13 protein-coding genes are annotated in these 12,955 nt (G+C 65.7%); 9 read left to right on the top strand and 4 right to left on the bottom strand.

The features are described 5' to 3' along the window. Positions 1 to 82: 82 nt before the first annotated feature. The 3 genes from R1H25_RS13825 to R1H25_RS13815 all read right to left on the bottom strand — a co-directional run bounded on the left by R1H25_RS13825 (position 83) and on the right by R1H25_RS13815 (position 2,704). Positions 83 to 985, bottom strand: a complete 903-nt coding sequence (locus R1H25_RS13825) for a sulfurtransferase (protein WP_317223862.1) — start codon at positions 983 to 985, stop codon at positions 83 to 85. Beyond that, a complete protein-coding gene (locus R1H25_RS13820) occupies positions 982 to 1,785 on the bottom strand; it encodes a CoA pyrophosphatase (protein ID WP_049446410.1) in 804 nt (267 codons plus the stop codon). Before R1H25_RS13820 ends, R1H25_RS13825 begins: the two co-directional genes overlap by 4 nt. A gap of 217 nt (positions 1,786 to 2,002) precedes the next feature. Next, entirely contained in the window at positions 2,003 to 2,704 is a 702-nt protein-coding gene (locus R1H25_RS13815; RefSeq protein ID WP_014646545.1) for an FKBP-type peptidyl-prolyl cis-trans isomerase N-terminal domain-containing protein, read from the bottom strand. Between the two features lie 167 nt (positions 2,705 to 2,871). Here R1H25_RS13815 and R1H25_RS13810 point away from each other — a divergent pair, with 167 nt between their 5' ends. Genes R1H25_RS13810 through nth form a run of 3 tightly spaced genes read left to right on the top strand, consistent with a single transcriptional unit; the run spans position 2,872 to position 4,704 of the window. Continuing rightward, positions 2,872 to 3,654 carry an enoyl-CoA hydratase-related protein gene (locus tag R1H25_RS13810; protein ID WP_317223861.1) on the top strand — a complete coding sequence of 261 codons (783 nt, stop codon included), beginning with the start codon at positions 2,872 to 2,874 and terminating at the stop codon, positions 3,652 to 3,654. A 4-nt stretch (positions 3,655 to 3,658) separates the two neighbouring features. Further along, positions 3,659 to 4,012 (top strand): hypothetical protein, encoded by a 354-nt coding sequence (locus tag R1H25_RS13805; protein WP_057499822.1) that lies wholly within the window; start codon positions 3,659 to 3,661, stop codon positions 4,010 to 4,012. Continuing rightward, a complete protein-coding gene (nth, locus tag R1H25_RS13800; RefSeq protein ID WP_317223860.1) occupies positions 4,012 to 4,704 on the top strand; it encodes an endonuclease III in 693 nt (230 codons plus the stop codon). Before R1H25_RS13805 ends, nth begins: the two co-directional genes overlap by 1 nt. Positions 4,705 to 4,785: 81 nt before the next feature. Here nth and R1H25_RS13795 read toward each other — a convergent pair whose 3' ends face one another. Beyond that, positions 4,786 to 6,018 carry a porin gene (locus R1H25_RS13795; RefSeq protein ID WP_014036551.1) on the bottom strand — a complete coding sequence of 411 codons (1,233 nt, stop codon included), beginning with the start codon at positions 6,016 to 6,018 and terminating at the stop codon, positions 4,786 to 4,788. Positions 6,019 to 6,569: 551 nt separating this feature from the next. Here R1H25_RS13795 and pstS (R1H25_RS13790) point away from each other — a divergent pair. The 6 genes from pstS (R1H25_RS13790) to phoU all read left to right on the top strand — a co-directional run bounded on the left by pstS (R1H25_RS13790) (position 6,570) and on the right by phoU (position 12,827). Next, the gene (gene pstS / locus R1H25_RS13790; RefSeq protein ID WP_049444582.1) at positions 6,570 to 7,586 is read left to right on the top strand and encodes a phosphate ABC transporter substrate-binding protein PstS; all 1,017 of its coding nucleotides are present in this window, start codon (positions 6,570 to 6,572) and stop codon (positions 7,584 to 7,586) included. A 604-nt stretch (positions 7,587 to 8,190) separates the two neighbouring features. After that, positions 8,191 to 9,279 (top strand): phosphate ABC transporter substrate-binding protein PstS, encoded by a 1,089-nt coding sequence (gene pstS, locus R1H25_RS13785; protein ID WP_057501775.1) that lies wholly within the window; start codon positions 8,191 to 8,193, stop codon positions 9,277 to 9,279. An 82-nt stretch (positions 9,280 to 9,361) separates the two neighbouring features. Next, a complete protein-coding gene (gene pstC / locus R1H25_RS13780) occupies positions 9,362 to 10,330 on the top strand; it encodes a phosphate ABC transporter permease subunit PstC (RefSeq protein WP_049444211.1) in 969 nt (322 codons plus the stop codon). Beyond that, positions 10,330 to 11,193, top strand: a complete 864-nt coding sequence (pstA, locus tag R1H25_RS13775) for a phosphate ABC transporter permease PstA (RefSeq protein WP_032127902.1) — start codon at positions 10,330 to 10,332, stop codon at positions 11,191 to 11,193. The genes pstC and pstA overlap by 1 nt, the downstream gene beginning before the upstream one ends. Positions 11,194 to 11,212: 19 nt before the next feature. Next, positions 11,213 to 12,043: a phosphate ABC transporter ATP-binding protein PstB gene (pstB, locus tag R1H25_RS13770; RefSeq protein ID WP_005408788.1), complete on the top strand. Its 831-nt coding sequence runs from the start codon at positions 11,213 to 11,215 to the stop codon at positions 12,041 to 12,043. A gap of 76 nt (positions 12,044 to 12,119) precedes the next feature. Further along, the gene (gene phoU, locus R1H25_RS13765) at positions 12,120 to 12,827 is read left to right on the top strand and encodes a phosphate signaling complex protein PhoU (protein ID WP_262084484.1); all 708 of its coding nucleotides are present in this window, start codon (positions 12,120 to 12,122) and stop codon (positions 12,825 to 12,827) included. Positions 12,828 to 12,955 lie beyond the last annotated feature (128 nt).

Raw genomic sequence — 12,955 nt, 5'->3', positions numbered from 1 at the left:
CCTTGGTCGACACGGGGTCGAATCGATCGAAGGGTGCCTTTGTAGAGTCGAACCGCGCTCGACTGCTTTTTGCTCGGATCGCTCAGGCGCCGGTTGCCACCGGGCGGCTGCTGTCGCTGACCCATCCGCTCCAGGAATCGGCATAGATGCGGGCGCCGGACAGGCCGGCCGCTTCCATCGCCAGCAGCAGGTGGCAGGCGGTCACGCCGGAGCCGCACATCAGCACCACCTGCTGCGGATCACGGTTGCCGATCACGCCCTGCAGTTCGGCGCGCAGTTCCTGTGCATCACGCAGGCGGCCGTCGGCGACGTTCAACGCAAACGGGCGGTTGACCGCGCCGGGTACGTGGCCGGCGACCGGGTCCAGCGGCTCGACTTCGCCGCGGAAGCGCTCGCCCGCGCGTGCGTCGACCAGCCAACCCGGCGCGTGCTTCAGGCGTGCGCTGATTTCATCGGCATTGGCAATCTGGGTGGTGTCGAAACGGCCCGGGTAAGCCGGCAGCGCGGTCACCTCACCCTGCCCCGTCGCCAAAGGATGTCCTGCGGCCTGCCACGCGGCGATGCCACCATCAAGCACGGCCACCTTGGTGTGCCCGATCAGGCGCAGCAGCCACCACAGGCGCGAGGCAGCCATGCTGCCGTCGCTGCCGTCGTAGACCACCACCTGGGTATCGGGGCCGATGCCCCACTGCCCCAGCCTTGCGGCAAAGGCATCGCTGTCCGGCAGCGGATGACGGCCGTGGCCGCTGCGGGTCAGATCCGACAGGTCCCGATTGAGATCGGCATACACCGCGCCCGGAACATGCCCCGCCAGATACTGGCCGCTTCCCGCCTGCGGATCAGCCAGCGAGGACCGCGCATCGACCACGCGCACCGCGGTGCTGGCGGTGGCGCGCGCGTCGACCACGCGGACGCCCTCGCCCAACGCGGCGGCCAGGGTGGCGACATCGACCAGGGTGGTCCACGGCGGATCGATCGGCTTCATTGCACTTGCTCCAGGCGGCGACGCAGGTTGTAGAGAATGGCGGCGGTCGCGCCCCAGATGCGCTGGCCAGGCCAGCCATATTCGAGAACGTGGCGGATGCGGCCGCGGTGATTGATTTCGACCTGGCGCAGGTTGTCTGCGGCCATCAGGTAATCCAGCGGCACCTCGAACACCTCGGCCACTTCGCTGGGCTGCGGCACCGGTACGAAGTCCGGATCGACGACGGCTACCACCGGCGTGACCCGGTAGCCAGTGATCGTCACAAAGGGATCGAGATAGCCCAGCGCCTGCACCTGGCCGGGCGCCAGTGCGATTTCTTCCTGGCTCTCGCGCAGCGCGGCCGCCAGTGCGTCGCGGTCATCGGGTTCGGTGCGCCCGCCGGGGAAACCAACCTGGCCACCATGCTGGCGCAGGGTTTCGGTGCGACGGGTAAGGATGACTTGTGCGCCGTTGGCGCGCGGCACGATGCCGGCCAGTACGGCGGCTTCCACAGGTGGCCCCGGGGGCAGCAGGTCACTCAGTTCGCTGCGGTTCCAGCCGTCGCCGGCCGGCGGATCGGCCAACGGATGCAGCGCGCGCATCAAGCGTTCGTGATCGGCCAGCGAGCCGCGCAGTGATTGCTGCAGCTGTTCACGCAGGGGTTGCACGCGATGCAGGACGCGGCTGCGTTCCTCGTTGCTCATCGACGACCACCGTGCGATTTCATCGATGTGCCGCCCGCAGCCGGCGCATTGCCGGTCCGGATCCAGCGTGCACACTCCGATGCAGGGACTTGCGACAACACGCGCCGTTTCTTCCATTGTTTGCACCCGGCAACAGTAGCGCGATCGGGCGGAATTTGCGCGGGGTGCCCGGACGGACGGCAGCGTCGACTGTCAGTCGACTCGCGCGCGCAGCGCGGGCGTTTCCCCGATGTGACCCAAGAGCAGTCGACTGACAGTCGACTCTACCGTCAGGAACTGCACAAACAAAAACGCGCCGGTGGAATCACCGGCGCGTTTCGTTTACGGCTTCGATTTACTTGACGCTGACCAGCTTGATCTCGAACTGCACAGCCACGTTCGGCGGGAACGGGGTGCGCGGGTCGGCACCGTAGGCCTGGTCCGGCGGCAGGGTGACTTCCCACTTCGAGCCTGCCGGCATCTGCAGCAGGGTCTCGCGCATGGCCTTCATTTCGACTTCGCTGACCTTGATCGACGGAATCTGCTGGGCCGGGCGGGCTTCGGTCGGGCGCTGGCCGTACGGGAACGGACCGGCCACTTCCAGCTGCACGGTGCTGGCCTGGGTCGGCTTGGCACCCTTGCCGGCTTCGATCACGCGGTACTGGACGCCGCTCGGCAGCGACTGCACGCCGGCCTTGGCCTTGTTCGCCGCGATGAACTGATCGCTCTTGGTCTTGTTTTCGGCAGCAGCCTTTTCGTACTCGGCCTTGGCAGCCTGGGCACGGCCCTGCTCGCGCTTCTGGAACGCTTCAACGGCCGGCTTCAGCTGCTCGGCGGTGATCGCCGGCTGCTTCTTGGCGTAGGCATCCTGCAGGCCCTTCACCACCGAGTTGATGTCCAGCTGCTCACCACGACCGGTCAGCTCCGCCAGGTTGTTGCCGTAGTCGTAACCGAAGTAGTAGCTCAGCTTGCCCTTTTCGGACGCAATGTCCTGGGCGAAGGCATTGCCCGTCAGGGCCAGGGCCGCGACGGCGACCGCGATAGAACGCAACTTCATCAAACAGTTCTCCAGGGGTGGTAACTCAGGGACGTTCTGCGCCGCCCTGAGGCGACGGGTTAGGATAACGGGCGCAACGTGTAACCGCTACTCACGATGCAGGCTATGACCCGTCTGCGTTCGCGGAGTTCAATATCACTTTTTTTTAACGTTCCAGGAGTTTCCCCGTGGCCGATGCCCTGATCGCTGTCACCGACGACGGCGCCATCCGCACCGTGACCGTCCAGCGCCCGGACAAGCTCAACGCCTTGAATGCCGCGACCCTGCAGGCCCTGGCCGAGGCGTTCAGCGCCGCCGCTGCCGACCCGGACGTGCGCGTGGTGGTGCTGACCGGTGCCGGCCCGAAGGCGTTCGTGGCCGGCGCCGACATCGCTGAGATGAACACTCTCAGCGCGGTTCAGGGACGTGATTTCTCGCTGCTGGGCCAGGCCCTGATGCGCCAGATCGAGCGCATGCCCAAGCCGGTGATCGCGCGCGTGAACGGTTTTGCCTTGGGCGGCGGCCTGGAACTGGCGATGGCCTGCCACCTGCGCATCGCGGCCGATACGGCCAAAGTCGGCCAGCCGGAGATCAATCTCGGCCTGATTCCCGGCTTCGGCGGCAGCCAGCGCCTGCTGCGCCTGTGCGGCCGCGCCGCCACCCTGGAGCTGTGCCTGCTGGGTGCACCGATCAACGCCGCGCGTGCGCTGGAACTGGGCATCGTCAACGAGGTGGTGCCGGTCGACGCGCTGGACAACCGTGTGCAGGACGTCGCCCGCCAGTTGGCACGCTCGGCGCCGCTGGCCCTGCGTGGCCTGCTTGATGCCGTACACGTGGGTGGCGAATGCAGCCTGGAGGCAGGGCTGGAGTACGAAAGCGCGCAGTTCGGCCTGCTGTTCGCCACCGAGGACATGCGCGAAGGCACCAGCGCGTTCCTGCAGCGCCGTCCGCCGGCCTTCCAGAACCGCTGACGCCATGGCATCCCGACCCAACCCCGCGCAGCTGTTTGCCCGGGTCCAGGCAGACGATCTCGATGGCGCCCTGCAGGCCGGGCTGATGGACTATGTCGCCCGCGCCGACGACGCGCAGTTGCTGCCCGGTCACCCGGAACTCCCGCAGCGGTTGCAGCAGGCCCAGCGGCAGCTTCAAGCCGCCTGGGCCGCCCGCGAACGCTACCGCGCCCGCGCGGTGCGACTGGCCCGCCGCGAAGCCGAACGCGACGCGCGGCGCACGCCGGCCCCGGCGCCGGACGTGAAGCCTACCCTGCCCGCCGCAGCGGCCGCCATCCTCGCCCGGGCCAAGGCCCGCGCCAGCGGCAAGGAGCAGTAATGGCCACCACGAAGAAGACTGCACGCGCCCCGGCGCGGCGTGGCGGCACGATGCCACGCGCCGACGTGGTGGAGATGTTCACCCGCCTGCGCGAACTCAACCCGCACCCCAAGACCGAACTGGAATACAGCTCGCCGTTCGAGCTGCTGGTAGCGGTAGCGTTGTCGGCACAGGCCACCGATGTCGGCGTCAACAAGGCCACGCGCCGTTTGTTCCCGGTGGCCAACACGCCGGCGAAGATCCTCGCCCTGGGGGAAGACGGCCTGAAGCAGTACATCGCCACCATCGGTCTGTTCAACGCCAAGGCGAAGAACGTGATCGCCACCTGCGCGATCCTGCTGGAGAAGCACGGCGGTGAAGTGCCGCGCGATCGGGATGAACTGGAAGCGCTGCCGGGCGTGGGCCGCAAGACCGCCAACGTGGTGCTCAACACTGCATTCGGTGAGCCGGTGATGGCGGTGGACACGCACATCTTCCGCGTCTCCAACCGCACCGGTCTGGCACCAGGCAAGAACGTGCGCGACGTGGAAGACAAGCTGGTGAAGGTGATTCCGGCCGAGTTCCTGCTCGACGCGCATCACTGGCTGATCCTGCACGGGCGTTATGTGTGCAAGGCGCGCAAGCCGGATTGCCCGGGCTGCGTGATCGCCGACCTGTGCCGGTTCAAGGAAAAGACCACGGCGGAGGTGTGACCGCGTTCATGGTGTGACAGAACAAAGACGGCGGGCACAAGGCCCGCCGTCTTTGCTTGTAGACAAGGGTGCTTCAGGAGATCAGAACGACAGGTCGCCCCAGACGCCGAATTCCTTGGTCTTGTCGTTCTTCTTGTCGCCGGCGTTGGCTAGGTGCGTGTACTTGTACACGGTCGACAGCTTGAGGTTCTTCATGACCGGGAACTCGACACCGACGTTCCAGTACTTGTCGCTCAGGGTCGGGTCCAAGGTCTTGCTGACGTCGGTGTCATCGTAACGACCGAACACGTTGATGCCGCCGTCGGTGACGCGCACGCTGCCCCACACCGACCAGCCGCTGGTCTTGTCGGTGGCAACGGTCAGCACGTTGTTGAGGTTCTTGGCCTGGAAGTACTCGCCACCGACGCGGAAGTTGCTGTCGGCGTAGGCCACCATCGCGTTGGCGCGGGTGTAGGTGTTCTCGGCGCTCTGGATATCGGTTTCCTTGCCCAGCTTGCCGCTGTAGCCGCCGACGGCGACCACGAAGTTCTCGTTCGGGGTGTAGGCCACGCGGCCTTCCACGTCCATGCCCTTGCTGCGGGTCGGGTTCTTGTAGCCGGCGCCGGACACGACCGACACGGCGTAGTTGAAGTTGTTGCCCAGATTGCCGAAGCCATGCAGACCCCAGTCGGACGAGTTGCCGTACTTCAGGCGGTCGGTCAGGGTGTTCTCGACATAGCGCATGCCGTAGAACTTCTCGACGTACGGGATCCACGGCATGTCGGCAGCACCGACGCGCAGGTTGAAGGCCGGGTCGAAGCTGCCCTGCACGTAGGCCTTCTTGACGAACAGTTCGGTGTTGCCGATGGCCGAGCTGTACTGGAAGTCGGTGGTCAGGTTGGCCGACCAGATGTCGTTGAACTTGTGGTCGACGGTCAGGTAGAAGCGCTTGACGTCAAGACCGGTGCCGCTGGCGGCGGTGTCCTTGCCGTTGCTGGTCTTGTCGATGTTGGTCAGATCGAAGAACATGCGACCGCCAATCTTGTTGTCATTGACCAGCTTGGCCAGCTTGTCGACGCTGGTCTGGGTCTTCTGCGCACCTTCCAGGGCCTGGGCCTGGGTGATGTTCACTTCGGACTGCGCGTCGGACTGCGCCTGCAGCGCCTGCGAATCGTTCTGCAACTGCTGGACCTGGGCCTGCAGCGCAGCGATCTGTGCCTGCAGCTGCTGCAGCTGTGCCTGGGATACGCCCGAGCTGGCGGGGGCTGCGAAGGCGTCGGCGGAAACCAGACCGAGGCTTGCAACGACCGCGGCGGCGAGCAAATGGGAACGCATTTTGGATTTCTCCAGAGGGTTGGAATGGCTTGGGCAGAACGCCACGCCGGCAGGCCGGTCAAGCGTTTTGCGAACGTTCCGTTAAAACCATGACAGCCGAATGACAGATTGAGCACCAACCACAGATTTCTTCGTGCGGTCATGCGTACGACTCATTTGTGGCCACATGCGTGTCGATGCCTTGTGGCACAGGGCGTCACGTATCAGCGTCCCGGCCCGGGCCGATCGCCGCGCAGCCCTGACCTGCATCGATGGTTTCGTGTGGATGACGCGGCATCACTGCGGAATGCCGGGCCGGGACGGCATGACGACCACAGCGGACAGGTCATCAGCGACATATAGAACGTGATCGCAACCGGCTTACGTCCGTGTCCGGCGCATTGGTCATCACGTTGCCCGCGGTACGCAGAACCTTCACGCCCCTGCTGTACGGGCACCGGGCAGCGCTGTAACGGCTGCGTCATACAACGGTCCCTGCGTTGTCATCGAACCGTTATGGAATGTGCGCCGGGCGGGTAACCCCGCATCCCAATCAACCCAGGAGCCACCCCGTGATCCACGCCTTCAAGTCGCGCGTTGCCGTTGCCGTCTTCGCAGCGTCGTCCGTGTTCGCCGCCAACGCCGCTGAAATCACCGGCGCGGGCGCCTCGTTCATCTACCCGGTGATGTCGAAGTGGTCGGCCGACTACAACGCCGCCACCAGCAACAAGGTCAACTACCAGTCGATCGGTTCCGGCGGCGGCATTGCGCAGATCAAGGCCAAGACCGTTGATTTCGGCTCGTCCGACGCCCCGCTGAAGCCGGAAGAACTGGCGGCTTCGGGCCTGGCGCAGTTCCCGTCGGTGATTGGCGGCGTGGTGCCGGTGGTCAACGTGGCCGGCATCGCCCCGGGCGCGCTGAAGCTGGACGGCACCGTGCTGGCCAACATCTTCCTGGGCAAGATCAAGACCTGGAACGACCCGGCCATCGCCGCGCTGAACCCGGGCGTGACGCTGCCGAGCGCCAAGATCACCGTCGTGCACCGTTCGGACGGCTCGGGCACCACCTTCAACTTCGTCAACTACCTGTCCAAGGTCAGCCCGGAGTGGAAGAGCTCGGTCGGTGAAGGCACCTCGGTCCAGTGGCCGGCCGGCATCGGCGGCAAGGGCAACGAAGGCGTTGCTGCCTACGTGAAGCAGATCAAGGGCGGCATCGGCTACGTCGAACTGTCCTACGCGCTGCAGAACAAGCTGTCGTACACCGCGATGAAGAATGCCGCCGGCCGCTTCGTGCAGCCGAGCGACACCTCGTTCGCCGCCGCCGCTGCCAGCGCCGACTGGGCCAGCGCCAAGGACTTCTACCTGGTGATGACCAACGCCCCGGGCGCCGAGTCCTGGCCGATCACCGCCACCAACTTCATCCTGGTGCACAAGAAGCCGAAGAACGCTGCCAACGGCAAGGCCACCCAGGAGTTCTTCCGCTGGGTCTACAAGAGCGGCGACGCCCAGGCCCGCCAGCTGGACTACGTGCCTCTGCCGGACAGCCTGGTCCGCCAGATCGAGACCTACTGGTCGCAGAACCTGAAGTAAGCGTTCCCCCGCAGGAACGGGATCGGCGGGTCCTCTCTCCCTCGCCGATCCCACCCGGGCGCGAGATCCTCGAGATCTCGCGCTCTTCTTGTTTTTTGGGGTTGGTCGTGAAGAGCGTTTGCGCCTTCGCTGATCCGTGGGTGAGTCGGTGGGCCAGGGCGTGCAGGACACGCCGTAAACCCGTCCTTGGGGGCTCGGCCACGGCATCCATGCCGTGGACGGTCCTGCACGCCCTGGCCCACCGCCTCTGGACAGTTCATCGCGGGCGCGGTGGGGTCATGGAAGGCAGGAGCAGAGGCAGGAGCGTTTGTAGTGCCGAGCCCATGCTCGGCTGGGTGCTGGAGCGTGCGGACCAACGGTCCGCACCTACCGGGGCAGGGAGCAGTCGAGCATGGCTCGACTCTACAAGGGCCAACCGGCCGTCATATCGGTGCGCAGATCGGAGGTTTCCGGGCACCTGCCGGATTGGTGCCAACCCTGTGAAACCCTTGTCAGAACGTGATCCAGGGCACCTCTGTCATGGTCGTAATACGGCTGTAACAAAAACATCATTTCATAGCCGCATCCGCCGACGCCGTCGGCTCTACCCCGCTATGGAGTGACCATGAAACTGCACTCGGCCGGCCTTGCCGCCCTTTCCCTGGCCATCGCCCTGGGCCTGTCGGCCTGCGGTGGCGACAAGCAGGCAGCGCAGCAGCCGGCGGCCGACGGTGCCGCCGCTCCGGCCGCTGCCGGTGCCAAGGTGACCGCCGAAGTGTCCGGTGCCGGCGCTTCCTTCATCTTCCCGCTGGTCTCCAAGTGGTCGGCTGACTACAACGCCAGCACCGGCGCCAAGATCAACTACCAGTCGATCGGCTCGGGCGGCGGTATCGCCCAGATCAAGGCCGGCACCGTCGACTTCGGTTCCTCCGACAAGCCGCTGAGCAGCGAAGAGCTGGCCCAGGCCGGCCTCGCCCAGTTCCCGTCCGCCATCGGCGGCGTGGTCCCGGTGGTCAACATCGAAGGCCTGGAAGCCGGCAAGCTGCGCCTGAGCGGCGCCCTGCTGGCCGATATCTTCCTGGGCAAGGTCAAGACCTGGAACGACCCGGCCATCGTCGCCGCCAACCCGGGCGTGAAGCTGCCGGAAGGCAAGATCACTCTGGTTCACCGTTCGGACGGTTCGGGCACCACCTTCAACTTCTCCAACTACCTGTCCAAGGTCAGCCCGGAGTGGAAGAGCAAGGTCGGCGAAGGCACCTCGGTGCAGTGGCCGGACGGTGTTGGTGGCAAGGGCAACGAAGGCGTTGCTTCCTACGTGAAGCAGATCAAGGGCTCCATCGGCTACGTCGAACTGGCCTACGCGCTGCAGAACGGCATGCCGTACACCGCCATGCAGAACGCGGCCGGCAACTGGGTCGAGCCGAGCGCGGAAACCTTCGCCGCCGCGGCCGCCAGCGCCGACTGGGCCAGCGCCAAGGACTTCAACCTGGTCATCACCAACGCCCCGGGCGAGCAGGCGTGGCCGATCACCGCCACCAACTTCATGCTGATGCAGAAGCAGCCGAAGGACGCCAAGCGCAACCAGGACACCCTGGCCTTCTTCAAGTGGGCCTTCGAAAACGGCCAGGCCCAGGCCAACGAGCTGCACTACGTGCCGCTGCCGGCCGAACTGGTCAAGCAGATCGAGGCCTACTGGGCGACCGACCTGAAGTGATGGACACGACGGTGCCCGCCCCGCGCGGGCACCGCCTCTTCCACGCCGTGCCGCCCCGCCCCTTCCTGGCCCTGCCGTCCCCATGAATGCCATCGCCCAGCCTGTAGCAGCCCCGTCCACGCGTGATACGCGTGATGCCCGCAACGACAAACTGTTCCGATGGGTGCTGGTCGGCACCGTCATCTTCGTCCTGATCGCCCTGGCCTGCGCCGCACTGTCGATGCTGTGGGGCGGCCGCCATGCCCTGCAGATGCAGGGCCTGAGCTTCTTCTTCTCCGCCGACTGGAATCCGGTCGAAAACAAGTTCGGCGCCCTCGCCCCGATCTACGGCACCCTGGTCACCGCGCTCATCGCGATGGTCATCGCCGTGCCGGTCAGCTTCGGCATCGCCTTCTTCCTCACCGAAGTCGCGCCGCGCTGGCTGCGTGGCCCGGTCGGTACCGCCATCGAACTGCTGGCCGGCATTCCCTCGATCATCTACGGCATGTGGGGCCTGTTCGTGCTGGTACCAGTGATGACCGAGTACGTCACTCCGTTCCTCAACGAGACCCTGGGCGAATGGCCGATCATCGGCCCGATGTTCCAGGGCCCGCCGCTCGGCATCGGCATGCTCACCGCCGGTTTCGTGCTGGCCATCATGGTCATTCCGTTCATCTCCTCGGTGATGCGCGAAGTGTTCCTGACCGTGCCGACGCGCCTGAAGGAATCGGCCTACGCGCTGGGCTCCACCAAGTGGGAAGTGAGCTGGGACATCGTCCTGCCCTACACCCGCTCGGCGGTGATCGGTGGCATCTTCCTCGGCCTCGGCCGCGCCCTGGGCGAAACGATGGCGGTGGCCTTCGTGATCGGCAACAGCGTGCGCCTGTCGCCGTCGCTGCTGGAACCGGGCACCACCATCGCCGCGCTGATCGCCAACGATTTCGGCGAAGCCACTGAAACCTACCGCTCGGCGCTGCTGCTGCTCGGCTTCGTCCTCTTCATCGTCACCTTCGTGGTGCTGGCCATCGCCCGCCTGATGCTGATGCGCCTGTCCCGCAAGGAGGGCAACTGATGTCCACCACCGCTGATTCGCTGTACCTTCGCCGCCGCATCGGCAACGTCGTTGCGATCACCGCTTCCTGCGCCACCGCGCTGTTCGGCCTGTTCTTCCTGGGCTGGATCCTGTTCACCCTGGCCTCGAAAGGCCTGGCCGGCATCAACTGGGATCTGTTCACCAAGATGACGCCGCCGCCGATGCAGGAAGGCGGCCTTGCCAACGCCTTCTTCGGCAGTGCAGTGATGTGTGCGCTGGCGATCGGCATCGGCACCCCGCTGGGCGTGCTGGCCGGTACCTGGCTGGCCGAGTACGGCAACGCCCGCAAGGCCGGCACCGTGGTCCGCTTCGTCAACGACATCCTGCTGTCGGCCCCGTCCATCGTGCTCGGCCTGTTCGTCTACACCCTGTACGTGATGCAGACCGGCGGCAACTTCTCGGCGTTCGCCGGTGCCCTGTCGCTGGCCTTCATCGTGCTGCCGGTGGTGGTGCGCACCACCGACGAGATGCTGCGCCTGGTGCCCTCGCAGATGCGCGAAGCGGCCCTGTCGCTGGGTATCCCGCAGTGGAAGGTGATCGTGCAGGTGCTGTACCGCAGTGCCTCGGCCGGCATCATCACCGGCATCCTGCTGGCGCTGGCCCGCATTTCCGGCGAGACCGCGCCGCTGCTGTTCACCGCCTTCGGCAACCAGTACTGGAACAACAACATCTTCCAGCCGATGGCCTCAGTGCCGGTGGTGATGAACCAGTTCGCCGGCAGCCCGTATGAATCCTGGCAGGTCCTGGCCTGGGCCGGTGCCCTGGTGCTGACTGTCTTCGTGTTGCTGGTCAGCCTTGCCGCCCGCGGCATCCTGCTGCGCAACCGTATCTCCCATGACTGACCTTTCCGTGGATAACGCCATGAACGACCTTTCCAACGCCGTGCCGATGCAGCGCATCGCCGTGCCGTCCTCGCACGAGAGCCTGCACACGCCGTCGCCGGTGAAGCTGGCTGCGCGTGGACTGGACTTCTACTACGACAAGTTCCACGCCCTGAAGGGCATCAACCTGGAGATTCCGGAAAAGCGCGTGACCGCGCTGATCGGTCCCTCCGGTTGCGGCAAATCGACCCTGCTGCGCATCTTCAACCGCATCTACGCGCTGTACCCGAAGCTGGAAGCGCGCGGTGAAGTGCTGCTGGACGGCGAGAACATCCTGTCGCCGAAGTACCCGATGAACCGCCTGCGCAGCAAGGTCGGCATGGTGTTCCAGAAGCCGGTGCCGTTCCCGATGACCATCTTCGAGAACGTCGCCTACGGCATCCGCCACCACGAGAAGCTGAGCAAGGCCGACATGGCCGACCGCGTCGAGCAGGCGCTGCGCCAGGGCGCGCTGTGGGACGAAGTGAAGGACAAGCTGGGGCAGAGCGCACTGGGCCTGTCCGGTGGCCAGCAGCAGCGTCTGTGCATCGCCCGTGCCGTGGCGCTGCGCCCGTCGGTGCTGCTGCTGGACGAGCCGACCTCGGCGCTGGACCCGATTTCGACCAGCCGCATCGAGCAGCTGGTGGAAGAGCTCAAGCACGAGTACACCATCGTCATCGTCACCCACAACATGCAGCAGGCCGCGCGCGTGTCCGACTACACCGCCTTCATGTACCTGGGCGACCTGATCGAGCATGACCGCACCGAAGTGATCTTCTCGCAGCCGTCGCAGCGGCAGACCGAGGACTACATCACCGGTCGCTTCGGCTGAAACGCCAGTCGAGCGTGGCTCGGCTCTACAGACAACGCCAGTCGAGCATGGCTCGACTCTACAGAGTGGAACAACCATGAACCTTCCCAACGACCACATCGTCAAGAGCTACGACGAAGAGCAGCAGCGCCTGGTGGCCGAAATCGTGCGCATGGGCGAGATGGCCGTCGCCCAGCTCGAAGCGGCGATGGACGTGATCGAGAAGCGCGACGAGAACGCTGCCCATCGCATCATCGCCAACGACGAAGCGATCGATGCGCTTGAGCAGCAGATCAGCCACGACGTGATGCGCCTGGCGCTGCGTGGCCCGATGGCGCGGGACCTGCGCGAGATCCTGGCGGGCCTGCGCATCCCGGCCGACATCGAACGCATCGGCGACTATGCGGCGAACGTGGCCAAGCGTTCGATCGCGCTGGGCAAGGTGCCGCCGCTGCCGCAGATCCAGGGCCTGCGTGCGCTGGGCCGCCTGGCCGCGCAGCAGGTGCGCCGCGCCATTGCCGCCTACCGCGACAACGACGCCGATGCCGCGCTGGAACTGCGCGAGGACGATGCCCGCCTGGACGCGCAGTACACCGCGCTGTTCCGTGAGCTGCTGACCTACATGATGGAAGACCCGCGCAACATCACCCCGTGCACGCACCTGCTGTTCATGGCCAAGAACCTGGAGCGCGTGGGCGACCACGCCACAAACATCGCCGAGAACGTCTGGTTCCTGGTGCACGGCGAGCAGCCGCTGCCGCCGCGCGAGAAGCGCGACGAAACCTCAAGCACCGGGCAGGTCTGACGCTGCACTGCAACACCAGAGTTGGATCCAGGGTGGCCGCTGTCCTTGTGACGGCGGCCTTATTTTTTGGGGTATTCCCCCGGATTGTGGGCGCCGGGCTTGCCCGGTGCGAACCTGCCGGATGCTTC

The organism is Stenotrophomonas veracruzanensis, assembly GCF_032911525.1.
Classification (GTDB): Bacteria; Pseudomonadota; Gammaproteobacteria; order Xanthomonadales; family Xanthomonadaceae; genus Stenotrophomonas; species Stenotrophomonas africana.
Note: the sequence above shows the minus strand (reverse complement) of the source record. Positions and strands in the feature narration are given on the sequence as shown.